Origin of the sequence: Flavobacterium sp. ZT3R18, assembly GCF_007097385.1 — a bacterium.
Taxonomy (GTDB): domain Bacteria; phylum Bacteroidota; class Bacteroidia; order Flavobacteriales; family Flavobacteriaceae; genus Flavobacterium.
In genome coordinates this window covers 84,719-110,329 of record NZ_VJZS01000008.1, presented here as the reverse complement: position 1 = coordinate 110,329, position 25,611 = coordinate 84,719, and the positions used below count along the sequence as shown (strand labels likewise).

The following is a 25,611-nucleotide window of genomic DNA, read 5'->3' as shown; positions in this document are numbered from 1 at the left end:
CTCATACAATTTATCTCGTTCTTTTTCCCTTTTTCTTCGTTAAAAAATATTTCAATAGCCAAACTATTCAAAGATTTTTCACCTTGAAAAAGACCAAAATAACATCGCCAAATTTTGTATGCTTTATTTCAAAACCTTTACTAAAGCGAACGCAATAGTTAAAATAAAAAAACATGTACGAAAAAACATTTCCAAATAAAAGATTCAAACATACTTTAGAATTTTTAAGAAAACACATCTCAACCTCGGAAACCATATTAGATTTAGGTGTCGAAAATCCCTTTTCTAAAATCATGAAAGAAGAAGGCTATACGGTAAAAAATACTACTGGAGAAGATTTAGACGTGAATCAAAGTGTTTTTTCCCAAGGGAAACAAGACGTAGTAACCGCTTTTGAAATTTTCGAACATTTACTCAACCCCTACACTATTTTAAAAGAAATAAAATCAGATAAATTGCTAATATCAATTCCTTTGCGTCTTTGGTTTTCTTCTGCCTATCGTAGCAAAACTGATATGTGGGACAGGCATTATCACGAGTTTGAAGATTGGCAATTGGATTGGTTATTAGAAAAAACTGGCTGGAAAATCATTGCTAAAGAGAAATTTACACATCCCGTTAAAAAAATTGGATTTCGTCCATTATTACGTTTTTTTACCCCGAGGTATTATATTGTTTATGCTGAAAGGAGCCCCCTAACCCCCGAAGGGGGAACAAAATAAACAGATAAACAATATATTTATAATGAGCAATCCTAATATACAAAATTCAACAAACTCCCCCTTCGGGGGTTGGGGGGCTTACTACATAGTTATCCCCGCCTATAACGAAGAAGCTTTTATTGCTTTGACTTTGCAATCCTTAGTGTCACAAACTGTTTTACCCAAAAAAGTAGTGGTTGTCAATGATAATTCTACGGATAAAACTGCCGAAATTGTTTTGGCTTTCGCCAAAGACAATCCGTTTATTACTTTAGTCAACAAAACGTCTGAAGCGATTCATTTACCTGGAAGCAAGGTCATTCAAGCTTTTCACAAAGGGTTTGAAACTTTGGATGATAATTATGATGTCATTGTAAAACTAGACGGCGATTTAATCATTCCAAACAATTACTTTGAGACCATATTAAACATTTTCAAAAACGACCCTACGGTTGGTATGGCTGGAGGTTTCGCCTATGTAGAAAAAAATGGAGAGTGGGTACTGGAAAACTTAACTGATAAAGATCACATTCGAGGTGCCTTTAAAGCCTATAGAAAGGAATGTTTTCTTCAAATAGGCAATTTAAAACCCGCAATGGGATGGGACACTGTCGATGAATTACTCTCAAAATTTTACAATTGGAAAGTAGTTACAGACGCATCCTTAATCATCAAACACCTAAAACCCACTGGTGCCAATTACAATAAAGCGGCACGTTACAAACAGGGAGAATCGTTTTACACCTTGGGTTACGGTTTTTTTATAACGACTATTTCATCCGCTAAATTAGCCATGATGAAAAAGAAACCGCTTCTTTTCTTTGATTACATTCAAGGTTTCTGGAAAGCTAAAAAAGTCAAAACTCCTTTATTAGTTACCAAAGAACAAGCCCATTTCATCAGAAATTATCGTTTGAAAAAAATGAAAGAGAAATTGTTTTAATATTTTACTCCTCTGTAATTAAAAACAAAATCTAAAATTCCAACAAAATACAGTATTTTTGCACACCTGTATTCTTTTCTGAATACTGCAAACTGTAAACTGAATACTTAAAAAAATGATGCTTATTCGCTATACCTCCCAAATTGGGAAATATTTTTTGATGTGGAAAGAGATTTTCAAAAAACCAACAAAATGGTCCGTAATGAAAGGTCTTATTTTCAAAGAAGTAGATGACTTGATTATTGACTCATTAGGAATTGTCGCTTTTATTTCTTTCTTTGTTGGTGGAGTTGTTGCCATTCAAACCGCTTTAAACCTAACCAATTCATTTATCCCAAAATACCTCATCGGATTTGCAACAAGACAATCCATGATTTTAGAATTTGCCCCTACCTTTATGTCCATCGTTATGGCTGGAAAAATGGGCTCATTTATTACCTCAAGTATCGGATCTATGCGTGTTACTGAACAAATTGACGCACTCGAAGTAATGGGAGTAAACTCATTGAATTATCTGGTTTTTCCAAAAATAATTGCTTTAATGTTGTATCCTTTCTTGGTAGGAATCAGTATGTTTTTAGGAATTCTTGGTGGATATGTTGCCACTGTATATGGTGGTTTTGGAGCAAGTACTGATTTTATCGATGGTTTACAGAGAGATTTTATCACTTTTCATGTATTTTATGCTTTTCTAAAAACCTTCATCTTCGGAATGTTTTTGGCCACAATACCTTCTTTTCATGGCTTTTACATGAAAGGCGGAGCGCTAGAGGTGGGTAAAGCAAGTACTGTTGCATTTGTTTGGACATCTGTAACCATTATTTTGATGAATTACATATTAACGCAATTACTTTTAACGCAATGATCGAAATAAAAAACATAGAAAAATCATTTGGCGACGTCAAAATTCTAAAAGGGGTTTCCTGTGTTTTTGAAGCAGGTAAAACCAATTTGATTATTGGCCAAAGTGGATCGGGAAAAACGGTTTTATTAAAATCACTATTAGGAATTCATACCCCCGAAGTAGGAACCATTTCTTTTGATGGTCGAATCTATTCCGAATTGAACGCCGATGAAAAACGAGAAATACGCACTGAAATTGGAATGCTTTTTCAAGGCAGCGCCCTTTTTGACAGTATGACCGTTGCCGAAAACGTAGGCTTTCCATTGAAAATGTTCACTAATGATAGTAATTCCAAAATTCAAGATCGAGTAGATTTCGTTCTAAAAAGAGTAAACCTGGTAGGTGCCCATAAAAAATTACCTTCGGAGATTTCTGGTGGTATGCAAAAAAGGGTTGCCATTGCCCGCGCCATTGTAAACAACCCAAAATATTTGTTTTGTGATGAGCCCAATTCTGGATTAGATCCCAATACTGCCATATTGATTGACAACCTCATCAAAGAAATCACCGAAGAATACAATATCACTACGGTGGTAAACACCCATGACATGAACTCGGTAATGGAAATAGGTGATAATATTTTATTTCTAAAAAATGGCGTCAAAGCCTGGGAAGGAACCAACGAAGAGATTTTCGTAACCGATAACGAGGCTATTGTAGAGTTTGTTTATTCATCCAACTTATTTAAGAAAGTTAGAGAAGCTTATTTAAAAGGGTAATCACTAAAAAAAGAGTAACTATTCAGCCTAACAAAAATTTTACACGAATTTCACGAATTAACACGAATTCAGGATCAAAATTGAATCTAATTTCACAAAAAAAACAATTTCACAATGCAATTTGTGCAAATTTGTGTAATTCGTGTCTGTTTTTCTTTAAATCCTACGTTAATTTGGTGTAGGCTGCATAGTAACAAAAAAGAAAAAGGTAGAAATCGTTTTAAAAAACATTTCTACCTTTTTTTATTAAGACATACTCAACTATTTCTTCCGAAAAAGTATTTAAAATTTGGTTGTCAGGAACCGCTTTTTTATTTTTATAGGAAAACATTTCTTCATAGCGGTTTCAACTGAGAAACGATACCTTTTATTTCTTGTTCCTTACTTTTTGGGTAAATCAACAAAATAGAGTCTTTATCCACAATAATATAATCATCCAGGCCATCAACAACGACTTGCTTTCCTACGGCAGTTCTAATGATGTTATTTGAAGCATTTTGTAATAATACTGATGCGTTTACCACTGCATTATTATTGTCGTCTTTTGGTAATTTTTCATGTAATGAACCCCAAGTCCCTAAGTCATTCCAATCAAAAGTTGCTGGGAGCACATACACATTTTTGGCGTTTTCCATTATGGCATAATCTATAGAAATATTGGCCGCTTTGGGGTAATTCTCTTGAATAAAAGCACTTTCTTTATTGGAATTATACACCTCGTACCCTTCCATAAAAAGGGCAAACATTTCGGGCTGGAATTCTTCAAAAGCCTTCAAAATAGATTGCACGCTCCAAATAAAAATACCTGCATTCCACAAATAATTTCTACTTTGAATAAATCGTCTGGCAGTTTTAAAATCTGGCTTTTCTCTAAATTGAACCACTTTTTTTATAGAACGGCTATCCAATTTATCAAATTCAATATAGCCATAACCCGTGTTTGGAGCCGTGGGTAAAATCCCTAGAGTCATCAAGGTTTCTTCTCTTTCGCATAAATCGAAAGAACGCTGCAAATTGGCCACAAACTGCATTTCATCTTCAATCCAGTGATCGCTTGGCGCGACAACCATGACTGCATTTGGGTTTAATTTTTTAATTTTTAAGGAAGCATACAAAATACAAGCTGCCGTATTTCTCATTGCAGGTTCTAAGACAATTTGCTCTTGTTTCACCATTGGCAATTGTTCTAGAATTAAATCATTGTAACTCTCATGAGTCAGAATCAAAATATTTTCTTTCGGAATAATTTGTGATAACCGACTGAACGTTTTTTGAATCAATGTTTCACCAGAACCCAACATATCATGAAACTGCTTCGGAAATTCTCTTGTACTCACTGGCCAAAATCGAGAACCGATTCCGCCTGCCATTAATATTGCGTAATAATTTTTGTTCATTTTTATATTTTTTGTTTGCTTTTAAAGCAAATCTTAATTTACGTTTAAATTTCTGCACCTTATGGAGTGGGTTTCCATAAATCGTTTAAAAGTTAGCCACTAACTCCCCCAAATTTCTTTAAATTAAAAAAGAAAAAATTCGTGTGTAATTCGTGTAATTTGTGGCAAAAAAAATTAATCACAAATTTGTGGTAGAACCCCGCATTTAACTAGCCCGGCAACAACTCCACCTCGGCATTTGGGTTAAATAAATACAATCGTCCAGAGCTTACTTCTAAGCATTCGTAGCGCTTGGTTCGTATGGCGATTTTTTTAAAAATCTTTCCATTAGAAATTCTAAAAACGCTTCCATAAGGAATCTCAAAGATAAAGTTTTTATCATTGGGTTTGTCATACTGTTTTAATGCCAATGCTAATGTGGCATCCGTGTCGCTACTTGCTGTAGGATTTCTAAAATGTCTAGCCAACAAAGGCAATAAATCATTCGGAAAAATCTCAGGCCGAATATACGGAACCATCATTCTCTGAAAAGAATGCTTCCATTCCCCACCATGTGGTTTTATGCTTCTGCCAAATTTTTCAAACGCCACCAAATGCGAGATTTCGTGAATCAACGTAATCAAAAACTTGTATTTATTGAGACTCGAATTAACCGTAATTTCATGTTTTCCATTCATCCCTTTTCGATAATCGCCATGACGGGTTTGCCTCTCATTGACAATTTTAAGATGCACCTGATGCGTAACAATCAGTTCAAAAACTGGCTTTACGGCATGTTCTGGTAGATATTTTAAAAGAGTTTCAGGCAATGATTTGGTTTTAGATTTTAGAATTTAGAATGTGTTTTGGGATTTTGCCTTTTGGATTTTAATTCATTACGGATTCGTAGAAGAAACCGGCAATACTTTACCATTAAAATATTTGTTCCCAGTAAGGGTAAAATCATAAATATAATTAGCCATTTCACTTGCAGAAAGTGGCGCCTGGTAGCCTGGAAATGCCTCTTGTAACATTTCGGTTTGAACAGAACCCAAGGCCAAAACATTAAAAGAAATTCCTAGCTCTTTATACTCTTCGGCTAATAATTCAGACAAAGTAATTACAGCTCCTTTGCTAGAACTATAAGCTGCCAGTCCTGCGAACTTAAGGCTTCCCTGCACGCCTCCCATAGAACTAATGGTTACTACATGACTGCCTTTTTGCAAATACGGCAAACAGATTCGGGTCAGATTGGCTACGCCAAAAACATTCACTTTATATATATTTTCGAAATCTTGTTGTGTCGTTTCCAAAAAAGGTCTTAACAACAAACTGCCCGCATTATGGACAACAGCATCAATTCTATCCCAAGTAGCAGATAGAAAATCGGTTACTTGTTGCAACTCTTCTTCGTTGGATAAATCAACAGAAAGACAGCTAATATTTTTATGAGAAAGCAAGACTTCATTTATTTTTCTTGACAAAGCAAGCACCTGATGTCCTGCATTGGCAAACTGCAAAGCCAACTCAAAACCTATTCCTCTACTTGTTCCGGTAATAATAATATTTTTCATAGGGCAAAAATAGTCAAAACAGTTAAAAAACAGTAATTTTAAAATATTAAAAATACATTCGTAACCTTTTCTAAATATCTAGAAAAAGCGAAACTCTATAAATACAAATCAACCGCAGCATACTTTAAATCAAAATAGCAAATATGGACAATGAATTAATAGTTAAGAAAAATTGGTGGAGCAGAAATTGGAAATGGTCTTTACCAACATTGCTGTTTTTACTTTTATTTGGATTTTTTTTATCTTCAACTATAGATGGAAATATAACTGATATTGCTCAAGCGTATTCGGACGATTCACTTTATGAAAAAGCAATTGAGAAAGCAAAAACTAACGAAAGAGTTTTGGAGGTTCTTGGAGCAATAGAACCGATTGATAAATTAGCTATTTTTGAAGGGAATGCGATTTATTCAAACAATAATAATTCAGTAGCGTTATCAATACGAATAAAAGGAAGCAAAGGAAAAGGAAAAATGGACATTTCGGCTGAAAAGAACGGAACAGTATGGGAATATAAAACGATAAACATACGAATTAAGGAACCGAAAGAAGAAATCCAAATCCTAAAAGATACAATTGAAGTGAAATAATACTTAAATATTTAAAAAACGACACTAGACTTTTACTTATTTTTGCAACGAACTAACCCAACTAGAATCCATAAAAATGATTAAAAACATACAATTTGAAGTAGCAAAAAACACAGACATAGAAGGTGTACTGGCATTACAAGGCCTTTATTTGGTGTCTAATATGACTGAAGAAGAAAAAGCTTCCGGATTTGTAACGACTCCTTTTTCTGTTGAGCAACTCCAAGAAGTAATTAGTCAAGAAGGTTTGTTTATTGCCAAAGATGACAACAAAATCATTGCTTATATTTTTGCTGCCAGCTGGGATTATTTCAGTCAATGGGCTATTTTTAATCACATGACCCCAATGCTTCCTGGACTTTCATTCAAAGGTTTTAAACTTACTGCAACCAATACTTTTCAATACGGACCTATTTGTATTGACAAAAAATACAGGGGAAAAGGTTTGATTAATCCTTTCTTTGACTTTATGAGAACCCACCTTTTAAAAAGATTTCCAGTGAGTATTACCTTCATCAACCAAACCAATATACCTTCTCAAAAAGCGCATACAGAAAAACTAAAATGGGCGATTATTGGCGATTTCCAATTCAACAATAACAACTATTTCATTTTGGGGTACGACATGAACCAATCATCTATCGAATAGTTTTCTTCAGATACTTTTTATAGACTTTTAAAGTTTGAAAGAAAGCCAAGACTACAAAAAACAGCGGAATAACAATTGGAATAATCCATTTTGAATAATCCAATATTTTTTGGGATAAAGAATCCAACAGAACTATGACCGCTAGCATTCCAAAAAAAGTCCCAACTAAAGTCCCAAAAATATAATGAAATTTAAGTTTACGGCCTAAGCTTATATATTTAGCATTCATTAAATACAAATTCCAGGCCATCCAAAATGGTATTTGAAGAAAATTCAATCCGCACAATACCATTCCAATCAAAAAGGGAGAATATTGAACATAACCCTCCAAATAATTATGTTCTTCGGCTGTTTGATTGGAATGGGCATAAAACAAATAGGCCAACAACAAAAGAAAAAATACAGCAAAAAAATCAATGCTCTTCATTAATTTTTTATTTTCTGCCAATTGGTTTGCAAAAATCACTGTAAAATAAATTACTACTGCCTCGATTACAATTACCCCCAGTAAATAAGAAACTAGCGAATTCATTCCAAATTTAGAAAAAACCTCAACCCCAATAATATTCAAATATCCAAGAGGCAGTGATCCCACAAAGCTCACAATAAATCCAACTATTATATTTTTAAGGGACTTCATCTTTTAGAAATTAACGATTTTACGGCTTTGCTTTTGATGTAAACGGTATTCTTTCATTCCAACTTTGTGTGCCAAATAAGGAAAGCCTTTTTGATGGTTGGCTACACTTATCTCATACATATAGGTAATGTGTCGCGCAAGTTCTTTCCAAGCAAAAAATAAGCTATGTCTGGGATCATAAATATGAGTTGGTTCACTGGCTGCCCCATTCAATTCTACCACCGAGAAGTTTTTCCCTTGTTCTAATGCTTCAAAAGTATCATACATAATATCCAGTCTCCCAAAATGAAAACCGGGAATTTGCACACACATTTCGTTAAAAGTGGCAGTCAGTTTTGGTGTTACCCAATGACTCCCATCTAAAAATTTTGCTCCACGAGCGTGATTCCCGTATGGAACAAGATTTACTTTTTCGCCCATAGGCAAAATCTCCAGTAACTTACTTCCGTATTCTTGTTTCAATACTTTTAATTGCAATTCGTATCTAGCATTTTTCTTTATCAATTCTTCAATAGTCGCTACTCCATTTCCAGTAATAATTAAAAATTCCTTAGCTACGATGCCTGTAATTCTCCCTTCCTTTTCGTGTGGATAGCGTACGTAAAAAACACCTACTTCATTTTCATACGGAATCAAATCCTGCACAATAAAATCAAAATGGGCTTTTTCGGCATACTGTTTTAAATCGGCTGGAGTTTCTATTTTTTTGACTGCAGAACCTCGCAAACCAATATCGGGCTTGGCAATAAAAGGGTATTTAATCCCCGCATTTTCTAGTACCTTATTTATTTCATCAACTGGAGTTCCTTCTTTTACCAGTTCTGTTTTTGGATAATAGTGTTGTGGAATCAAATTATAAATTTGTTTTTTACTTTCCATCATAAAACCTCCATTTTTGATGGTAGGATTGGATGCATTGAAGAAAAAAACGGATTTTGCTTTTATCGAATAATACGCCCAAAGAAAATAGATAGGTATATACACCATTTGAAAAGGCCAGTATTCCCAGTGGGTCAATTTGTGAAAGAATAGTTTCAAGGGTAGTATTTAAAATTAAATTTATCAGGATCTTACTTCCAAAAGTAAAAATCAGAATGGTTACTATATTAAATAGAAATAAATGTTTTTGAATAATCTTTATCTCCAATCAAATCCAAATGATGAATCATCACTTTGTTTTTCTCGATTACAGTTTGTGTAATACTCAATGTTTTCAACTCATCGTTTCTATTGATAACCAAACCGTGTTCGTTGTTATCCGCTTCGGTATAGCGATGAAAATGAAGCATTTTAGCTGCTGTAATTTCGGGATTGAACTCTAAAAAAGTATAAAACCAACTAGAACGCTGCTCCCGAATCTCTTTTGAATACAAGGTCGATGAAGACCAAACATAATTTTTATCAATCTCTAAAAGCACCGTTGATTTTTCGACTCCATTCCAACGCAATTGGAAAAGCTGTTTTTCCTGAAACAAAACTAAGGTAAAAGGTTCTATTTTTTCTAAATCAATTTCATCCCAAAACCTCTTTGGCGAAGCACTACCAATCATTTCGAGAACAATTAATCCCCGACTTTTTCGATAAGGCAATTGCAGTTGGTGCTTTTCATCAGCTCCATTGAGCAAGACTAAAACAGTGCCGTTTTCATCAACCACATACCAGGTACCACCCGCTTTGAGATCTTTGGGATAAATAATATTTTTTCCGTTCAGGGTGTAATTTTTGGGCGGAATCGCACTGGGTCTAATAACTTTTTCATCGCGATTGGAGGTAATGATAATTGTATCATTGGTACAAACAAAACTTACTGTGCACATTGATTTCTGTATTCGATTGTAGAACGGGCCACTCCAAAATTTCCATCAACGGTTACGTTTTCAAATTTCAAAACAGCGACTTTTATTAATGCTTGATGATGGATACAGTGCTCTAAATTATATAACAATTCTCGATAATAATTGCTTTGAATTTTGATGGCTTCACCGTCAATAATTTGCTGTAATTCGAGATTTTTGTTCTCTTTTGCGATACTATTTTTGATATCCAAAATCATTTGAATGGCAAAATCACCATTGGTTTGAATCAATACATTTCGTTCTCTTTTGTCGTAATTCACGATTCCAGAATCATAATTTCGATTCAAACATTGAAACATTTCAACGATATGTCGAGTATGTTCCCCAATACTGGAACCACTCAATTCAAAACAAGATTTTGAATACTCCTCATCGGACAATTGATTTAACAAATCAATCAGTCCGTTAAAACTATTATTTATAGATGGAATTAACATATTATAGTTTCAGTTTTAAAACGTTGTTAATTTTACTTTTATTCCAATAAATCAATGCGATACAACAAAGAAAGGTAATTATTGCCAAAATAAACAACTCTCCTCCATCATTTTTCACTTCGATTCCCAATACAAAAAGATGCAAAAAAATGGCTCCAAGCATAACGCCAGCTCCTAGTAAAGCTCCTAACAAAGTAGTACGGGGAATCAAAATTAAAATGGCGGCGATTAACTCGACTACACCAGATCCAATTCTACCATAGGGCTCCATTCCTAAAGTAGAAAAAATATAAACACTTTCTTCGGCACCTGTGAATTTAAAATACAGCGTTTGCAATAGAATGATTGCTGCCGTTAGCCGAAATACCCATATTAAAATTAATTTCATCATGCTTTCTTATTTTATAATTTTTTTCCAATTGGCATCTGCTTTTGCTTTAAAGCTAACCTCCTCCTTGTTCCAACTTTTTAGGGTATTGTTGAAATAAGCATTATAAAACAAAAACAATTTTCCATCAATAATCTTGAATGTTTCGGGATTAATTTCGACTTTCTCTCCGGAACTTCCCATGGCATAGGCACACCAACCACCGTATTGCGGTTCATAAGACGCTGCATTTTTTACAAAAAGATCTTTGTTGGCTACTGACGAAAATTGATATATCACGCCTTCGTAATTTGCAACTAATTCCTTCTTTCCTTTTACCGCTTTTTTTTGGTTAAAATAAGCTACTGGGTCATACCCTTGAATAGCGACTTTTTTCTCTAAGTTAAATTGGGCAATTCTTTTATTGTCGTTTTGGGCAAAAACAGCAAATGAAATAAAACAGATGAGTAAATAGATTGTTTTATTTATACTCCACGTTTTTAAATTGTTTTTTTGACTTTTATAAATTCCAGATTGCATGGCATTTGATTTAAAATGAATACTTTGACTTTTTCTTCAACAAAGATATTTAGAATCAACAGAGACAATTGTCGCCTAATTTACAATTCAACCAAAATAGTTTGATAATTACAGTTTTGTAATATCGGTAATGATTATTTCTTTACGATTGTAAACCAATAAACCTTTGGTCTCCATCTCGTTCAGTAATTGAGTGGCGGTTTGTCTGGAAGTACAAATAATTTGAGCCATATCGTTTTGGGTTAGATAATTTTCAATAACCACTTGATTTTCGGTACGTTTCCCTTCTTTTTCGGCCCAGTCTTTTAGAAATTGATACAATCTGGTTTTGGCGTCTTTTGAAATTAAATTGACGTAACTGTTTTTAATCCTTTTCATTTTCAACCCTACAAACTTGGTGTAAGACAACGCCAAACTAGGATTTTGAAGCAATAAATTCTCAAAATCCGACATTAAAAAACTGCAAATAGCCACATCATCCGAAAGTACTTTTGCATATTCATTGGACTGAGCATCATTCTCTAATGTCAATTCTCCAAACAAATCTCCTTTTTGAATAATATCTTTAATGGTTTCGTTTCCTTCTTCATCAACAGCAACGATCTTGATACTGCCTTTTTTCAAAAGAAAAATCCGTGGAACATCCGAATTGGAGAAATAAATAATTTCTCCTTTATTGGCTTTCTTGAAACCCGTGATGATACACAATTGTTTGATTTGCGACATACTTAATGTCCAAAATAATTTGTGATCTCGAAGGTACCAATATTTTAATTCGTCGTACATAACAATTTATAAGTGTGTTGCCAATTGATGTAAAAATAAACAAAGTCTCTTTTAAAAAGCGCATCCATTAAATAAAAAATCCAAACTTGAAATTCAAGTTTGGATTTTTATGTGTCGATTTAAAGAATAGAAATCAATTATGCGATTAAGGTTCTCGAAATTACAATACGTTGAATTTCTGAAGTTCCTTCGTAAATCTGAGTAATTTTTGCGTCACGCATCATACGTTCTACGTGATACTCGGCCACGTAACCGTTTCCACCGTGAATTTGAACAGCTTCAATAGTAGTGTCCATTGCAGTTTGAGATGCAAATAATTTGGCCATTGCTCCAGATTGAGAAATATCCATTCCTTGGTCTTTTTGATAAGCCGCATTAAAACATAACAATTTTGCTGCTGAAATTTGTGTCGCCATATCCGCTAATTTAAAAGCAATCGCTTGATGCTTGAAGATTTCTTTTCCAAAAGCTTTACGCTCTTGCGAATATTTTAAAGCCAATTCATAAGCTCCAGTAGCAATTCCTAAAGCTTGAGAAGCAATACCAATTCGTCCGCCGTTTAATACCGCCATCGCAAAATTAAACCCAAAACCATCGGCTCCAATTCTATTTTCCTTAGGTACTTTTACATCATTAAATAATAAAGAATGGGTGTCAGAACCACGAATTCCCATTTTCTTTTCTTTTGGTCCAATATCAAAACCAGCCCAACCTTTTTCTACTATAAAAGCATTGATCCCTTTATGTCCTTTTTCTACATCCGTTTGTGCAATTACAATATAGGTTGAAGCAGAAGAACCATTGGTAATCCAGTTTTTGGTTCCATTCAATAAATAATGATCTCCTTTATCTATCGCTGTTGTTTTTTGTGAAGTCGCATCTGATCCTGCTTCTGGCTCCGACAAACAAAAAGCTCCTATTACCTCTCCTTTGGCAAGGGGAACTAAATATTTCATTTTTTGTTCTTCGTTACAATACTTCTCTATTCCGGCACAAACCAAAGAATTATTTACAGACATAATTACTGCAGCCGAAGCGTCAACTTTGGCAATTTCGGTAATAGCGAGAACGTATGAAACACTATCTAATCCAGAACCACCGTATTTTGGGTCAACCATCATTCCTAAAAATCCTAGCTCCGCCATTTTTTTGACTTGCTCCGTAGGAAATTTTGAGTGTTCATCTCTTTCAATTACTCCTTCTAACAATTCAGCTTGAGCAAAATCCCTAGCTGCTTGTTGAATCATTAATTGCTCTTCTGTTAAATTAAAGTCCATAAACCTTGTTTTTAATTAGTATGTTTGTGTTTTTAATAAAAAAATAATCGTAATACAACAAATATCGCAATTGCTTTTAGAGTGTATTTCCTGATTATTCCTTGATGATTGCTTTGCGTTTTTAGAATTAACTCCATTTATATTTAAAAAAATCAGTCAAAGATACTTTTTTATTGTGAATTTATTAATTTTGAAATGTAAATTTATATTATGAAATCAGAAAACTATAACATCATTGGAGTGATGTCCGGCACTTCGCTTGACGGAGTCGATTTATCGCATATAAAATTTACTATCCATAATCAAAATTGGTCTTTTGAAATCCTTGAAAGCGAAACCATTGGTTATAGCAAAAAATGGATTAACGAATTAAAGTCGGCAGTCGCTTATTCCGAAATTGAACTTCAAAACTTAAACAAAGAATACACAATACTGCTTGCTGCCATCATTTCTAATTTCATCAAAAAATATAAAATAGAGAATCTAGATGCCGTTTGTTCACACGGACATACTATTTTGCATCAACCTCAAAATGGACTTACCCTTCAAATTGGCAATTTACCCGAAATTTCAAAATTGACCCAACAAACAGTCGTTTGTGATTTTAGAGTACAAGATGTGCAATTGGGAGGTCAGGGTGCTCCGTTGGTTCCTATTGGAGACCGCATCTTATTTTCAGAATATGATTATTGTATGAATCTTGGCGGTTTTTCGAATATATCATTTGAAGAAAACAACAATCGAATTGCCTTTGACATTTCTCCTGTAAATACAGTTTTGAATTTTTACGCCAATCAATTGGGATTCAATTATGACGACAAAGGCCGAATTTCCAGAACCGGTAATTGCTCAATTGAATTACTAAATGAATTGAACGCATTAGACTTTTATCAAAAAAAGCATCCCAAATCTTTGGGTTTTGAGTTTGTCAAAGAAGTTGTTTTACCTATAATAGAGCGTTATCCAATTGCTATTGAGGACAAATTACACACTTTTACAGAGCATGTAGCTTTACAAATCGCATTAGCTTTACCAAATAAAAAAGGGACTTTATTGACAACTGGAGGCGGAGCGTACAATGATTTCCTAATCGAACGTATTCAATTTCATTTACCCGAAATGCAAATCATCATCCCTTCTAATAAAATTTTAGAATTCAAAGAAGCTTTAATATTTGCTTTACTAGGAGTGTTAAAACTTAGAGATGAAATCAACGTGCTTCAAAGTGTTACTGGAGCAAAATACGATCATAGTTCTGGTGCAATCTTTTCTTTATAAATTAAAAAAAACATACAACATCTCTCTCACTGCCACCTGCGTAAGTGTTTATTTACTAGAATCTTAGCTTTTACAACAAATAACCTATAGCAACCACTCATTTTGTTGAATTCATAAAAATAGTAGATTCAAATTTGTCATTTACCATGAATTAACATTATTTTTGTCCAAATCAATAACCCCCCCCAGTACCATGAAAAAAATATTTTTAGTAATAACACTTGTTATTTCAGCCTTATACACTGAGGCAAATGCTCAAAAACAAATCGTATTTGAAGGAGTAACTATCCCAAGAACGATTACATTCCAAAACAAAACGTTACAACTTAATGGTGCAGGATCTAGATCCAAAATGTGGGTTGAAGTGTATATTCAGGCATTGTATTTGAGTCAACTCTCTCAAAATCCTAAAGAAATCATTAGTGACAATTCAGAAATGGCAATTCGAATTGAAGTTACCTCTGCTTTAGTTTCTTCAGGAAAACTAACACGCGCTATGAATGCTGGATTTGAAAAATCAACAGGCGATAATTTAGAAGCCTTAAGACCTAAAATTGAATTATTCAAAAGTTTTCTGTCTGACGAAATTACCAGAGGAGATGTTTTTGAATTAACCTATAATCCAACTGAAAGTTCTGTTTGGGTTGTAAAAAATGGTGAGCTTAAAGGAAAAGTCCAAGGATTTGACTTCAAAAAAGCGTTGTTCGGAATTTGGTTGTCTGACAAGCCAGCAGATGAAGATTTAAAAAATAGCTTATTGGGATTGTAATATCATTCCAAAAATAAGCCTCTAATTTACAAGTGCTTTTGTATCTATTGTTGATACAAAAGCACTTGTTTTATGGATGAAAGGCAAAATCAAAAAAAAAACACCAAATACATATTTCTCATAAAACCTTTCATATATTTGTCAAAAAAAAACATATCACAACAATATGAAAGATTTATTAAAGAAATTTGAGAACAAAGCTCCTGAAATCATTTTTAACTGGAAAGATTCTGAAACCGAAGCCGAAGGTTGGACAGTGATTAACTCCCTTCGTGGTGGTGCTGCGGGTGGTGGAACTAGGATGAGAAAAGGATTGGACATGAATGAGGTTTTGTCATTGGCTAAAACCATGGAAGTGAAATTTTCGGTTTCTGGACCAGCAATTGGTGGCGCTAAATCTGGAATAAATTTTGACCCAAATGATCCTCGTAAAAAAGGTGTTTTGCAACGTTGGTACAAAGCGGTTTCTCCTTTATTAAAAAGTTATTACGGAACTGGTGGTGATTTGAATGTAGATGAAATTCACGAAGTGATCCCAATGACCGAAGAATGTGGTGTTTGGCATCCTCAAGAAGGGGTGTTCAATGGTCACTTTAAACCTACCGAAGCTGATAAAATCAATAGAATTGGACAATTGCGCCAAGGGGTAATTAAAGTAATTGAAAACCCAAAATTCTCTCCAGACGTAACTAGAAAATATACTATTGCCGATATGATTACCGGTTATGGTGTTGCCGAAGCAGTACGCCATTTCTACGATATTTATGGTGGTTCTGTAAAAGGAAAGAAAGCCATTGTACAAGGTTTTGGAAACGTAGGATCAGCAGCAGCATTTTATTTAGCCGAAATGGGAGCCAAAATCATCGGTATTATCGATAGAGATGGTGGGTTAATCAACGAAGAAGGTTTTTCTTTTGAAGAAATAAAAACATTATTCCTTGATAAAGACGGAAATAAATTAGTAGCCGAAAACATGATTCCTTTTGACGAAATTAATCAAAAAATCTGGACTATTGGTGCCGAAATATTTACTCCTTGTGCAGCCTCTAGATTAGTAGCTCAAAGTCAAATTGACAGCTTAATTGCCAATGGTCTTGAAGTAATCTCTTGCGGAGCTAACGTTCCTTTTGCTGACAAAGAAATTTTCTTTGGTTCGATCATGGAAGAAGTGGACAGTAAAGTAAGCTTGATTCCTGACTTTATTTCTAATTGCGGAATGGCGAGAGTTTTTGCTTATTTCATGGAAAAGAAAGTACAAATGACCGATGAAGCTATTTTTAACGATACTTCAGAAATCATCAAAAAAGCGATTGTAAAAGCACATGACTTAAACAATTCTAAAAAGAATATTAGTGCTACAGCATTTGAGATTGCCTTAAAACAATTGACATAGTTAGGACAACACTATTCTAAATACATAAACACGGATTGGGTAGATTTCATCTATTTGATCCGTGTTTTTTTTATAAAAAAACCAGCATGAACCCCGAAGAGGTGTAATGATTATAGAAAATTCAAACGTTAACAATCAAACCTCGGAGGGGTGAAATTATTTACCTCTTTTTTATTAAAAAAATTTCATCCTATATCATTAATATGTTCAGCTGCAAAAACACCACCCTTTCAAGGTTTTGGAATGATTGAATTATTTATTTCTATAATCATTACCCCCCCTTCGGGGTTTGGACCAATCCTAATGTGAATTCTAGGTTTAACACAACTGTCATTTTTTATTCTTGACAATTTTTAGTACTTTTCAACGTTTTTATAAGTACACTTTTTTAATTCAATTTCTACAATGAGTTCTACCCTTTCCTCCGATCAAAAGAAATCATTAGTCCTATCCATACTAATTTATGCATCCATATTGCTGCTCTTGTTTTTTATCCGTTTTTGGCCTCCTTCCAATCTGGAAGAATTAGTAGGTGGTGGCGGAGGTGGTGGCGGCGTTACCCTGAATTTTGGCGATAGCGATTTGGGATCGGGAAAAAATACACAAAGCGAGGTTTTGAATGTTCAAAACCAAGTCAAACCAACTCCTGCCAAAAGCACTCCCGACGAAGCCATTTTATCTCAAGAGAATGCCACCGAAGAAAGTGTTGTTATTCCGCAAAAAGAGAAAACAAAAAAATCCGAAGTCGTTGTTAAAGAAACTCCCAAACCCGAGGTTGTTAAACCAAAAGTCTCCAATTCTACCAATGCTGCTTTGTCCAGCATTCTAAAAGGTTCCAACAAAGGAGGCGATGGTGATGACAAAACCGCGGGTAACAAAGGAAAATCAAACGGAAGTTTGGCCGCAACGGGTTATTACGGCACGGGCGGTTCTGGCGGTGGCACCGGCGGCGGAAATGGCACCGGAAACGGTATCGGCAATGGTAGTGGTTACGGCCCCGGAAGTGGTGGTGGTTCTGGCGGAGGAACTGGAGGCGGTTCCGGTTATTCACTCGGCAATAGAAAAGCACTCTCTAAACCTGCTCCCAAATACACTTGCAACGAATCAGGCAAAGTGGTCGTAGAAGTTTCGGTAGATAGAAATGGAAACACCATCAACGCCATTGCGGGTATAAAAGGCACAACCAATACCGCAAAATGCTTACTAGACCAAGCCCGAATTGCGGCTATGAATACCAAATGGGACGCCAGTAATGACGCTCCCGAAAAACAGGTAGGCAAGATTGTTTATAATTTCAATTTGAATTAGAATAATTAGGAGCTGTACTTTTTCGTTTTCTCATCAACATTTATCCCGCTGTACGTTATATCTTTTTATAAGGATAAAAAAAACAGCCTTATAAAAAGGATGCCACTTCCATCGGGGCTAGTTTTACGGATTTAGTTTTTTAGAAGATGTTTTATCAAAAACACCTCTTTGTCTAAATCCAAAATTGCCGAGCTACTTACGGAGATTCCTCCTCCGTCGGAATGACAATATTGTGGTAAAACTGTATGATAAAAAATAGCGATTGATTATAGGAACTACCCTTTTTTAAACAAAATAATTGCTAAAAAAAAACACAAGAAACTCGCCAATATTGTCATTCCGAACGAAGGAGGACACGAGCGAAAGCAAATTGGCGAAGCAATCTCCACGAGTAACTCCCATAATACTATTCTAAAAAACTCAATTAATAATCCATAATATCTCGTGTTACAGAAATCTGCGTGAGGGATAGCGCCAAATTACCGAAGTAATGGCAATAGCCCGACCACAATAGAGGAAGGGGCGACTCTAGATAATCTAAAGTAGCCCCTTCCTCTATTGTGGTCACGCCCAAATTGCTTTAAAAACTGAATTTCGAATTTTACTTCGGACTCGTGGCAATAACAAATTTCAAGTTGTTCTTCACTCCTATTTGCAACACATCGACCAAATCCTGCACTTGCAAATTGAACGGAATTCGAACAATAACCGTTTGGTCTTTTTGAGTATTTATTTTTGACATCAAAGTAGCTTCTAACTCTTCATAGGCAACAAGCTCTTTGTCTATGTAGAATTTCTTTTCCTCGGTAACGGATAAACTGATGTATTGCTTATTGGTTTTCTCGTTGGCTTTTGACTTTGGCAAGGTCATTTTAATCACATTGGGATTGGCCAAAGTAGAGATAATCAGGAAAAACAGCAACAAAAAAAACATGATGTCACTCAAGGAGGATGTCGCCACTTCGGCGTGAAATCTTCTTTTTCTTTTGATAGACATGGCTTATGCTTTTTGAATAATATTCACGAATTCCAGTATTTGCTTTTGCACTTTTAAAGCATAATTATCAATCTTCCCGTTTAGTAAGTGATAGGCGCTGTAGGCAACAATCCCAACGATTAACCCAGAACCACTACTGATCATTTTTTCATACAAACCTCCCGAAATATTACCAATGCTGATATTTTCGGTTACCGAGATGCTGTAAAAGATCTTGATTACTCCAGAAATGGTTCCGATAAATCCTAGCGTAGGCGCAATACCCGCAATAAGTCCCAATTGTCCTAAATGCTGTTCCATTTCGGCAATTTCGATATCGGCAGCACGATCCATATTCGATTCGATCTCGGCAATGGGACGGCCAATTAATAAAATTCCTTCTTTGATGACATTTCCCGAGGCGGTATTGGTTCGCTCAGTGATAGAACGAGCCAAATCGAAATTTCCGGCATTCAGATGTTCTCTTACATCTCGCATCAAAAGCGGGTCTACTTTGGAGACTCTATGAATGTACGAGTACCGCTCTATAATCACATAAAAAGTGTAAAACAATAAGATTGCAATGGGGATTAAAAAGAATCCTCCCTTTAGAATAAAACCTAAAACAGAGATCTCGGTATTGGGTGCTATTTTTTCGATAACAACATTGGATGCAGCATTTGCAATAGTATCAGCTTGTAATTGTATAAAACTAAACATATATTATTCTGGGTTTATAATCATTAATTCTAAAAAATATTTCAATTTTGTAAAAAAATATTTTCACTGTAATATTAAACTAAAAAAAGTAAAAATTATTTCAATGCGCAACTATTTTATCAAAAATAAATGAACTATCAAGAAACCACGAACTGGATGTTTAATCAACTTCCGATGTATCAATTGCAAGGGGCTTCGGCTTATAAAAAAGACTTAACCAATGTCAATTTACTAGCTGATCATCTTGATAATCCTCAAAAAAAAATAAAATGCATACATGTTGCCGGTACTAATGGTAAAGGTTCTACCTCGCACATGCTGGCTTCTATCTTGCAGGAGGCGGGATACAAAGTGGGACTCTATACTTCTCCTCATTTAAAAGATTTTCGGGAACGCATCAAGATTAACGGTGCTGAAATCTCCGAAGCTTTTGTTTGTGAGTTCATCGAGCAGCACAAATCTTTTTTCGAGTCCAATGACATGAGTTTCTTTGAAATGTCAGTTGGATTGGCCTTTGATTATTTTGCAAAAGAAAAAGTAGACATCGCTATTATCGAAGTAGGATTGGGCGGAAGACTCGATGCTACAAACATTATCACTCCATTGGTTTCAGTAATTACAAACATTGGTATCGATCATGTTCAGTTTCTGGGAAACACTTTAGAGTCTATTGCAACCGAAAAAGCAGGGATTATAAAAGCAGGAATTCCCGTTGTTATTGGCGAATATACTCAGGAAACGAAAGCTGTTTTTTTAGCAACAGCCGCTGCAAATAAAGCGGAGATCTTTTTTGCTTCTGATTTAATTTCAGAAACACCTCCTTCGGATTTACTGGGGAATTACCAAACACACAATAAAAAAACAGTTATTCAAGCCTTTCAAATTTTAAACGAGCAGACGGATTTTAAAGTGAGTGCCGAAAATATAAAATCGGGATTATTACATGTGGTAAAAAACACAGGATTACTAGGCAGGTGGCAACAATTGGGAGAAAATCCAAAAGTGATTTGCGACACGGCACACAACAAAAATGGTCTCGAAATTGTTTTGAATCAAATACAAAAAGAGACTTTTGACCACTTGCATATTGTATTGGGAGTTGTCAATGACAAAGAGCTGGATGAAGTATTACCGTTATTTCCCAAAAATGCAACGTATTACTTCTGCAAACCAAACATACCGCGTGGCTTAGACTCTTCTATATTACAAGAAAAAGCGCTGCAATTCTCGCTGATCGGAAACACATACAACTCAGTAACAGATGCTTATGATTCAGCTAAGAATAATTCTATAAAAAAAGATTTCATCTATATTGGCGGAAGCACTTTTGTAGTAGCCGAATTACCGTTAAACAAAGAGGTTTAAACTGTTCATAGTTTTTCTCTTAAAATAAATTAAAAATCGATAATCACTTGACTAACAATTAACTAACTTTATAGACGTTTTTTGTTAATTAGTAATTTAATTTTTAATTTATTATGAAAAAGAGAAGCCTTTTTTCGTTAGGAATGTTAATTTTAACATTCCTCCTAAGCATGAGCATTCATGCGCAAGATCCCCCCAAACCTGTATTTATTACTTTTACAACCCTACACAGAAATCTAAATACTGACGGTAAAGACTGGAAGGCAACGGAACAAGAGTACTTTGACAAAGTAACGAGTAAAAATGATTTAATAATTGGTTCTGAAATTCTGACCCATTATTACACCGAAAACAGCTCTGAAGTTATATTAGTGAGTGTGTACAAAACCTGGGAAGACATTGAGAAAGCAGAAGCTATGACTGAAGATCTTATCAAAAAAGCTTGGCCTGATGAAAAAGCCAGAACCGCTTTTTTTGACAAATACAACACTTATTACGGCCCAATGCATTCTGATGAAATCTACTCCTCCGTTGGAACAATAGGAGAAAAAGAATTCAAAGCCACTACCAAAGAGCCTATGATTGTTTATATCCGTAGATCTCAAATGGTATTGAGCGGAAAAGGAAAAGGCTTGAAAGAATACAATGAAAAAGTTACTATGAAAGACCCTTACATCAGAGCCTACTATCCTTTTCGCCACGCCTGGGGATCAGACAGCAGAGATTTTATGGAAGCCTATTTTTATGACTCTTTTGCTGATATAGAAAAATCAAATCAAAAACAAGACGAATTAGAAAAAGCAGCATGGCCGAAAGAATCCGATAGCAAAGCTTTTTTTGATGAATTAAAATTAGCTTTCACCGGCATTCATGGCGATTATATCTATCATAACTTACCCGGGGTTTCTAAATAAAAAACAAACAGTACAAATTGCAATGGCAACGCCACAAAGCCCAATTTGTACTGTTTGTTTATTTCTTCGCCCGAGTGAGACGAAATAACGAATTTAATTTATTTATCTTCTGTATCTTGGGTTTCCTCAATTTCATTGCCTTTACGTCCAATTTTTACTTTTGGATTATCCTTGGTTCCTGTAACAGTAAGTGGAATTCCCAGAATTCCCAAAGGAGGCAAACCCAATCTCATTTTTAGATTCAATTTGCCATCCAGACTAGAAGTTCCCTCTATTCTTGGTCTGAAACCTGCAAATTTAAATTTAAATCGTTCAATGGTAATGATGTTATTTTTTATCGTTGTTTTAATAGCTACTTTAGAAAGTTCAGGATTTTTAAGCGCTTCATGATCCGTAGTTTTACTCACGGCATTAAACATTTTCATCCCCTTTACTTTTACATCTTTTATCGAAAGAACGCCTCCTCCAATTAAAGAAGGATAAATCGGTTGCATTTGCTGGTTGAGTCTTCCTTTTATTTTGTAATCCAATGAGACAATACCCGCTGCATTTTCGGCAGCGCTAGCCATTTCTTTGAACATCTTCACTTCTTTGTAGGCTCTTTTGATATCAAAATCTGTAGCTTTAATATCATATTCAAAGACTGCTTTCTTGGGAGTGATTCCTTGATAGGCGGCATTCATACTAACATCACAACCAATCAAATTGAACCCCGTATTTTGCATCAACATTTTTCCTTTTTTCATTTTTACAGCACCTTTCCCGTCTTGCAAAACAAGTCCTTGATAATTTATTTTGTGCGCTGTAGCATAAAATTGCAGGTCAAGATTAGACGGAATGAGGATTACGCCTGTTTCTTGCGTTGCAGGTTTCTCTGCCCTATTTGGAACTGCTGTTGGCGTTGCAACTGGAGCTTTCGTTGTAGAAGACATGAACTCGTCTGCATTGATGTATTTTGAATTTAAAGTAAATGCCCCTCTTAAAACTCCATTTTTGGAAGACATGAAATTGAAAACATTTTGCAAATAACCGTTCAGTTTAAAATCAGATTGGCCATAGGAAGCCAAAAAGGTGTTGAAAGACATTTTATCCTGATTGAATTTAAAAATTCCTTCTTTAATCAATAATGATTTAGGCAGGTACTCGGTAGCAACTTTTATATTCCTAATCTCAAGAGTTCCTTTATTTTGTAGTTTACTGTAGTTTCCTTTTTCAGCATAGCTTTGAATTCCTTTTAATTGCAAATCGGCTTTAATCGAACCATCTACATCCAATCCTTTTTGGGAAAACACTTTGTATATTTTGCTGATGTTTAGTGTTCCTTTGGCCTTAATATCATAATTTAAATCATCAAAATTCTTCAAATCGGCTTCTACCCAAAAAGGTTCTCCTTCAAAAGTAAAACCTGCAGGTTTCAGCAACACCGAAAGACCGTCAAAAGTTCCTTTTTGATTGTTTATGTTCGAAACTATATTGATTTTAGTTACTGGATTTGGATAATATTGCGTTTTTATAAATCCGTTTTTCAAATTCAAAGTTCCGTTCGCATTTGGAAAAAGCCTTTGTTTTTGATCGTATTTCCCTTTCGCTTTCAAATCACTAAGTAGCATTCCTTTTAATTCAAAATTTGGAATTCCAAGAGCGCGATTTAATTTCTCTAAATCAATTTGAGAACTCAAAACCATATCAATGTCTGGAGTAGTCATCCCATTCATTTTCAATTTGGTCTTAAGATAATTTTTTTCAACGTTTAAAGATACATTTTTGGCGTCCAGCATTAAAAGTTCTGGATTTAATGAAGGAACTTTTGTGGAAATATCAATATTCAAATTAGAAACTGGAAAAGCGCTTTTATTGTAATTTACAAATCCATCTTTTAATTTAAAATCCAATCCCAAATCGGGTGCGATATTTTGGGATGCAATGTATTTTCCTTTAAGAGTAAAAAGCAAATCTACACTTCCTTTCAATTCCGTGTTTTTAAGCCAAGTGATGTATTTGGGTGGGAAAGCAGTGAAGAGATCGTATAAATTACTTTTATTTGATTTTATTTTAAAATCGATATCATAACCATCCTTTAAAAAATCAAATTTCCCTGTAAAATCAACTAAAAGTTTATTGATAAAAAGATCGTTTTGCTCAAAAACAAAAGACAACGAATTGGTATTTACTTTGGTAATTAAATCCCCATCTACTTTTTTATTCATCAAGTAAGGTTCATTTTCATAAATGATATTCAGCTTTTCTATTTTTGCTTTCGAATGCAATGCAAATATCGCTTCACTCAAATCGCCATTTCCGAGATAATTAAAACCTACCGCATCTATATGAATGTTAGTCGATTGATCATCATAAATAATTTTGCTATTGTTGATTTCAATTGCTTCTAATTTCAATCCCGTTTCAGACTTTTCTTCTTTTGGAGCAGTTACCGCCTCCGCGATATAGACATTATAATTGGCCTCCCCTTTTTTGTTAACTTTGACATTAATCAATGAATTGGAAAGGAAAATTTGGTCGATATCGATCGTTTCTCCAAAAACAAGACTGCTTAAATTGATTCCAAAAGCAATCTCATCTGCACTAACTAATTTTTCATTTTGAAAAGGTGCCGATCCGTTGAGATTAAAATCATTTAAAGTCAAGGTCAACGAGGGGAAATGTGTAAAAAAGGAAACTTTGGCTTCCGAATAGTTCAGTTCTCCATTTAATTTTTTATTAGCTGTCTTTTTGACTTGCTCTTCTATTTTATCCGAAAAAATAAAAGGTGTAACAAACATCAGTGCCAATACCACCACAATCGTTATACCTGTATATTTTAAAAACTTAAAAAAAATGGTTTTATAATTGATTGAAGCCATTATGTATTTGGTGTGAATTAAATAAATGAAAGGAGAACTTGATCAGTTTGTTTGTTATGAAATATTAACCGTGTACGGTTTCATTTTTACCATAGTTTACAATAATCGAGGTTTCAAACTCGATCCATTCTTGCCAACGTTTATCTACATCAAAATTATCCGTATATTTTCTGGCAAATCCGAGAAAAGTGGTGTAATGACCAGCTTCTGAAATCATTAAATCGCGATAAAACTTAGCTAATTCCTGGTCTTTTATATTCTCGGATAACACTTTGAATCGTTCACAACTTCTGGCTTCAATCATTGCCGAAAACAGCAATCGATCTACCAAAGCATCTTTTCGGCTGCCATCTTTTTTCATGAACTTGAAAAGTTCATTAACATAATGGTCTTTGCGCTCTCTACCCAATGTCAATCCCTTGCTCTTTATTAAATTATGAACCAACTGTAAATGGTCCAATTCTTCTTTTGCAATGACCAATAACTCCGTTACCAATTCCTCTAACTCCGAATTGTAAGTAATCAAACTTATGGCATTCGAAGCCGCTTTTTGCTCACACCAAGCGTGATCGGTCAATATTTCTTCAATATTGGTTTCTACTATATTTACCCAACGTGGGTCGGTAACTAATTTTAATCCAAGCATAACAGGTCATATTTCGTTCTGC

General features: G+C 34.7%; 27 protein-coding genes. 12 read left to right on the top strand and 15 right to left on the bottom strand.

The annotated features are described in order from the left end of the window. The first annotated feature begins 173 nt into the window (after positions 1–173). The 4 genes from FNW52_RS10740 to FNW52_RS10725 all read left to right on the top strand — a co-directional run bounded on the left by FNW52_RS10740 (position 174) and on the right by FNW52_RS10725 (position 3,267). On the top strand, positions 174–722 hold the full coding sequence (locus tag FNW52_RS10740) for a methyltransferase domain-containing protein (RefSeq protein WP_143377469.1): 549 nt from the start codon (positions 174–176) through the stop codon (positions 720–722). 22 nt (positions 723–744) lie between these two features. Further along, the gene (locus tag FNW52_RS10735) at positions 745–1,644 is read left to right on the top strand and encodes a glycosyltransferase family 2 protein (RefSeq protein ID WP_143377468.1); all 900 of its coding nucleotides are present in this window, start codon (positions 745–747) and stop codon (positions 1,642–1,644) included. A 115-nt stretch (positions 1,645–1,759) separates the two neighbouring features. Next, positions 1,760–2,509, top strand: coding sequence for an ABC transporter permease (locus FNW52_RS10730; protein WP_143377467.1), 750 nt, complete (start codon positions 1,760–1,762; stop codon positions 2,507–2,509). Further along, positions 2,506–3,267, top strand: coding sequence for an ABC transporter ATP-binding protein (locus tag FNW52_RS10725; protein WP_143377466.1), 762 nt, complete (start codon positions 2,506–2,508; stop codon positions 3,265–3,267). The genes FNW52_RS10730 and FNW52_RS10725 overlap by 4 nt, the downstream gene beginning before the upstream one ends. Positions 3,268–3,602: 335 nt before the next feature. Here the strand turns inward: FNW52_RS10725 and FNW52_RS10720 are convergent, their stop codons facing one another. The 3 genes from FNW52_RS10720 to FNW52_RS10710 form a co-directional block, all read right to left on the bottom strand. Further along, a complete protein-coding gene (locus FNW52_RS10720) occupies positions 3,603–4,664 on the bottom strand; it encodes a mannose-1-phosphate guanylyltransferase (protein ID WP_143377465.1) in 1,062 nt (353 codons plus the stop codon). Between the two features lie 209 nt (positions 4,665–4,873). Next, a complete protein-coding gene (locus tag FNW52_RS10715; protein ID WP_143377464.1) occupies positions 4,874–5,473 on the bottom strand; it encodes a SprT-like domain-containing protein in 600 nt (199 codons plus the stop codon). 66 nt (positions 5,474–5,539) lie between these two features. Then, positions 5,540–6,217 carry an SDR family oxidoreductase gene (locus FNW52_RS10710; protein WP_143377463.1) on the bottom strand — a complete coding sequence of 226 codons (678 nt, stop codon included), beginning with the start codon at positions 6,215–6,217 and terminating at the stop codon, positions 5,540–5,542. Between the two features lie 143 nt (positions 6,218–6,360). Between FNW52_RS10710 and FNW52_RS10705 the strand changes: the two genes are divergently transcribed. Together FNW52_RS10705 and FNW52_RS10700 are read left to right on the top strand one after the other, a co-directional pair. Beyond that, positions 6,361–6,807, top strand: coding sequence for a cytochrome c oxidase assembly factor Coa1 family protein (locus FNW52_RS10705; RefSeq protein ID WP_143377462.1), 447 nt, complete (start codon positions 6,361–6,363; stop codon positions 6,805–6,807). 76 nt (positions 6,808–6,883) lie between these two features. After that, the gene (locus FNW52_RS10700; RefSeq protein ID WP_143377461.1) at positions 6,884–7,456 is read left to right on the top strand and encodes a GNAT family acetyltransferase; all 573 of its coding nucleotides are present in this window, start codon (positions 6,884–6,886) and stop codon (positions 7,454–7,456) included. On the opposite strand, the gene FNW52_RS10695 is transcribed toward FNW52_RS10700, so the two are convergent. The 8 genes from FNW52_RS10695 to FNW52_RS10660 all read right to left on the bottom strand — a co-directional run bounded on the left by FNW52_RS10695 (position 7,446) and on the right by FNW52_RS10660 (position 13,359). Continuing rightward, positions 7,446–8,096, bottom strand: coding sequence for a hypothetical protein (locus tag FNW52_RS10695; RefSeq protein ID WP_143377460.1), 651 nt, complete (start codon positions 8,094–8,096; stop codon positions 7,446–7,448). The genes FNW52_RS10700 and FNW52_RS10695 overlap by 11 nt on opposite strands. A gap of 3 nt (positions 8,097–8,099) precedes the next feature. Then, positions 8,100–9,134 (bottom strand): D-alanine--D-alanine ligase, encoded by a 1,035-nt coding sequence (locus FNW52_RS10690; RefSeq protein WP_143377459.1) that lies wholly within the window; start codon positions 9,132–9,134, stop codon positions 8,100–8,102. 68 nt (positions 9,135–9,202) lie between these two features. After that, positions 9,203–9,913 carry an NRDE family protein gene (locus FNW52_RS10685; protein ID WP_143377458.1) on the bottom strand — a complete coding sequence of 237 codons (711 nt, stop codon included), beginning with the start codon at positions 9,911–9,913 and terminating at the stop codon, positions 9,203–9,205. Next, positions 9,901–10,389, bottom strand: coding sequence for a DinB family protein (locus FNW52_RS10680; RefSeq protein ID WP_143377457.1), 489 nt, complete (start codon positions 10,387–10,389; stop codon positions 9,901–9,903). Before FNW52_RS10680 ends, FNW52_RS10685 begins: the two co-directional genes overlap by 13 nt. Position 10,390: 1 nt before the next feature. Then, positions 10,391–10,780 carry a DoxX family protein gene (locus tag FNW52_RS10675; protein ID WP_143377456.1) on the bottom strand — a complete coding sequence of 130 codons (390 nt, stop codon included), beginning with the start codon at positions 10,778–10,780 and terminating at the stop codon, positions 10,391–10,393. A gap of 6 nt (positions 10,781–10,786) precedes the next feature. Continuing rightward, positions 10,787–11,296, bottom strand: a complete 510-nt coding sequence (locus FNW52_RS10670; RefSeq protein WP_255515563.1) for a YHS domain-containing (seleno)protein — start codon at positions 11,294–11,296, stop codon at positions 10,787–10,789. 108 nt (positions 11,297–11,404) lie between these two features. Beyond that, positions 11,405–12,082, bottom strand: coding sequence for a Crp/Fnr family transcriptional regulator (locus FNW52_RS10665; RefSeq protein ID WP_143377455.1), 678 nt, complete (start codon positions 12,080–12,082; stop codon positions 11,405–11,407). Positions 12,083–12,219: 137 nt separating this feature from the next. Continuing rightward, positions 12,220–13,359 (bottom strand): acyl-CoA dehydrogenase family protein, encoded by a 1,140-nt coding sequence (locus tag FNW52_RS10660; RefSeq protein WP_143377454.1) that lies wholly within the window; start codon positions 13,357–13,359, stop codon positions 12,220–12,222. Positions 13,360–13,569: 210 nt separating this feature from the next. Here FNW52_RS10660 and FNW52_RS10655 point away from each other — a divergent pair, with 210 nt between their 5' ends. From FNW52_RS10655 to FNW52_RS10640, 4 genes are all read left to right on the top strand, one after another. After that, complete coding sequence (locus FNW52_RS10655; RefSeq protein WP_143377453.1) at positions 13,570–14,637, top strand: anhydro-N-acetylmuramic acid kinase; 1,068 nt, start codon at positions 13,570–13,572, stop codon at positions 14,635–14,637. Between the two features lie 193 nt (positions 14,638–14,830). Next, a complete protein-coding gene (locus FNW52_RS10650) occupies positions 14,831–15,406 on the top strand; it encodes a chalcone isomerase family protein (protein ID WP_143377452.1) in 576 nt (191 codons plus the stop codon). 166 nt (positions 15,407–15,572) lie between these two features. Continuing rightward, positions 15,573–16,799, top strand: a complete 1,227-nt coding sequence (locus FNW52_RS10645) for a Glu/Leu/Phe/Val dehydrogenase dimerization domain-containing protein (RefSeq protein ID WP_143377451.1) — start codon at positions 15,573–15,575, stop codon at positions 16,797–16,799. A gap of 405 nt (positions 16,800–17,204) precedes the next feature. Further along, positions 17,205–18,107: an energy transducer TonB gene (locus FNW52_RS10640; protein ID WP_143377450.1), complete on the top strand. Its 903-nt coding sequence runs from the start codon at positions 17,205–17,207 to the stop codon at positions 18,105–18,107. A gap of 601 nt (positions 18,108–18,708) precedes the next feature. Here FNW52_RS10640 and FNW52_RS10635 read toward each other — a convergent pair. After that, a complete protein-coding gene (locus FNW52_RS10635) occupies positions 18,709–19,104 on the bottom strand; it encodes a biopolymer transporter ExbD (protein WP_143377449.1) in 396 nt (131 codons plus the stop codon). Between the two features lie 3 nt (positions 19,105–19,107). Next, the gene (locus FNW52_RS10630) at positions 19,108–19,803 is read right to left on the bottom strand and encodes a MotA/TolQ/ExbB proton channel family protein (protein ID WP_143377448.1); all 696 of its coding nucleotides are present in this window, start codon (positions 19,801–19,803) and stop codon (positions 19,108–19,110) included. 129 nt (positions 19,804–19,932) lie between these two features. Between FNW52_RS10630 and FNW52_RS10625 the strand changes: the two genes are divergently transcribed. After that, entirely contained in the window at positions 19,933–21,168 is a 1,236-nt protein-coding gene (locus FNW52_RS10625; protein ID WP_143377447.1) for a folylpolyglutamate synthase/dihydrofolate synthase family protein, read from the top strand. A 113-nt stretch (positions 21,169–21,281) separates the two neighbouring features. Then, complete coding sequence (locus FNW52_RS10620) at positions 21,282–22,082, top strand: hypothetical protein (RefSeq protein WP_143377446.1); 801 nt, start codon at positions 21,282–21,284, stop codon at positions 22,080–22,082. A gap of 98 nt (positions 22,083–22,180) precedes the next feature. On the opposite strand, the gene FNW52_RS10615 is transcribed toward FNW52_RS10620, so the two are convergent. Together FNW52_RS10615 and FNW52_RS10610 are read right to left on the bottom strand one after the other, a co-directional pair. After that, positions 22,181–24,943, bottom strand: a complete 2,763-nt coding sequence (locus tag FNW52_RS10615) for an AsmA-like C-terminal region-containing protein (protein WP_143377445.1) — start codon at positions 24,941–24,943, stop codon at positions 22,181–22,183. A gap of 64 nt (positions 24,944–25,007) precedes the next feature. Continuing rightward, the gene (locus FNW52_RS10610) at positions 25,008–25,589 is read right to left on the bottom strand and encodes a tRNA-(ms[2]io[6]A)-hydroxylase (RefSeq protein ID WP_143377444.1); all 582 of its coding nucleotides are present in this window, start codon (positions 25,587–25,589) and stop codon (positions 25,008–25,010) included. Between the last annotated feature and the right edge of the window lie 22 nt (positions 25,590–25,611).

What these genes read in the sequence shown, in the direction of transcription:
- FNW52_RS10740 (WP_143377469.1), top strand. Translation starts at nt 174, where the DNA reads ATGTACGAAAAAACATTTCCAAATAAAAGATTCAAACATACTTTAGAA.
- FNW52_RS10735 (WP_143377468.1), top strand. Translation starts at nt 745, where the DNA reads ATGAGCAATCCTAATATACAAAATTCAACAAACTCCCCCTTCGGGGGT.
- FNW52_RS10730 (WP_143377467.1), top strand. Translation starts at nt 1,760, where the DNA reads ATGATGCTTATTCGCTATACCTCCCAAATTGGGAAATATTTTTTGATG.
- FNW52_RS10725 (WP_143377466.1), top strand. Translation starts at nt 2,506, where the DNA reads ATGATCGAAATAAAAAACATAGAAAAATCATTTGGCGACGTCAAAATT.
- FNW52_RS10720 (WP_143377465.1), bottom strand. Translation starts at nt 4,664, where the DNA reads ATGAACAAAAATTATTACGCAATATTAATGGCAGGCGGAATCGGTTCT.
- FNW52_RS10710 (WP_143377463.1), bottom strand. Translation starts at nt 6,217, where the DNA reads ATGAAAAATATTATTATTACCGGAACAAGTAGAGGAATAGGTTTTGAG.
- FNW52_RS10705 (WP_143377462.1), top strand. Translation starts at nt 6,361, where the DNA reads ATGGACAATGAATTAATAGTTAAGAAAAATTGGTGGAGCAGAAATTGG.
- FNW52_RS10700 (WP_143377461.1), top strand. Translation starts at nt 6,884, where the DNA reads ATGATTAAAAACATACAATTTGAAGTAGCAAAAAACACAGACATAGAA.
- FNW52_RS10695 (WP_143377460.1), bottom strand. Translation starts at nt 8,096, where the DNA reads ATGAAGTCCCTTAAAAATATAATAGTTGGATTTATTGTGAGCTTTGTG.
- FNW52_RS10685 (WP_143377458.1), bottom strand. Translation starts at nt 9,913, where the DNA reads ATGTGCACAGTAAGTTTTGTTTGTACCAATGATACAATTATCATTACC.
- FNW52_RS10680 (WP_143377457.1), bottom strand. Translation starts at nt 10,389, where the DNA reads ATGTTAATTCCATCTATAAATAATAGTTTTAACGGACTGATTGATTTG.
- FNW52_RS10675 (WP_143377456.1), bottom strand. Translation starts at nt 10,780, where the DNA reads ATGATGAAATTAATTTTAATATGGGTATTTCGGCTAACGGCAGCAATC.
- FNW52_RS10670 (WP_255515563.1), bottom strand. Translation starts at nt 11,296, where the DNA reads ATGCAATCTGGAATTTATAAAAGTCAAAAAAACAATTTAAAAACGTGG.
- FNW52_RS10665 (WP_143377455.1), bottom strand. Translation starts at nt 12,082, where the DNA reads ATGTACGACGAATTAAAATATTGGTACCTTCGAGATCACAAATTATTT.
- FNW52_RS10660 (WP_143377454.1), bottom strand. Translation starts at nt 13,359, where the DNA reads ATGGACTTTAATTTAACAGAAGAGCAATTAATGATTCAACAAGCAGCT.
- FNW52_RS10655 (WP_143377453.1), top strand. Translation starts at nt 13,570, where the DNA reads ATGAAATCAGAAAACTATAACATCATTGGAGTGATGTCCGGCACTTCG.
- FNW52_RS10650 (WP_143377452.1), top strand. Translation starts at nt 14,831, where the DNA reads ATGAAAAAAATATTTTTAGTAATAACACTTGTTATTTCAGCCTTATAC.
- FNW52_RS10645 (WP_143377451.1), top strand. Translation starts at nt 15,573, where the DNA reads ATGAAAGATTTATTAAAGAAATTTGAGAACAAAGCTCCTGAAATCATT.
- FNW52_RS10640 (WP_143377450.1), top strand. Translation starts at nt 17,205, where the DNA reads ATGAGTTCTACCCTTTCCTCCGATCAAAAGAAATCATTAGTCCTATCC.
- FNW52_RS10635 (WP_143377449.1), bottom strand. Translation starts at nt 19,104, where the DNA reads ATGTCTATCAAAAGAAAAAGAAGATTTCACGCCGAAGTGGCGACATCC.
- FNW52_RS10630 (WP_143377448.1), bottom strand. Translation starts at nt 19,803, where the DNA reads ATGTTTAGTTTTATACAATTACAAGCTGATACTATTGCAAATGCTGCA.
- FNW52_RS10625 (WP_143377447.1), top strand. Translation starts at nt 19,933, where the DNA reads ATGAACTATCAAGAAACCACGAACTGGATGTTTAATCAACTTCCGATG.
- FNW52_RS10620 (WP_143377446.1), top strand. Translation starts at nt 21,282, where the DNA reads ATGAAAAAGAGAAGCCTTTTTTCGTTAGGAATGTTAATTTTAACATTC.
- FNW52_RS10615 (WP_143377445.1), bottom strand. Translation starts at nt 24,943, where the DNA reads ATGGCTTCAATCAATTATAAAACCATTTTTTTTAAGTTTTTAAAATAT.
- FNW52_RS10610 (WP_143377444.1), bottom strand. Translation starts at nt 25,589, where the DNA reads ATGCTTGGATTAAAATTAGTTACCGACCCACGTTGGGTAAATATAGTA.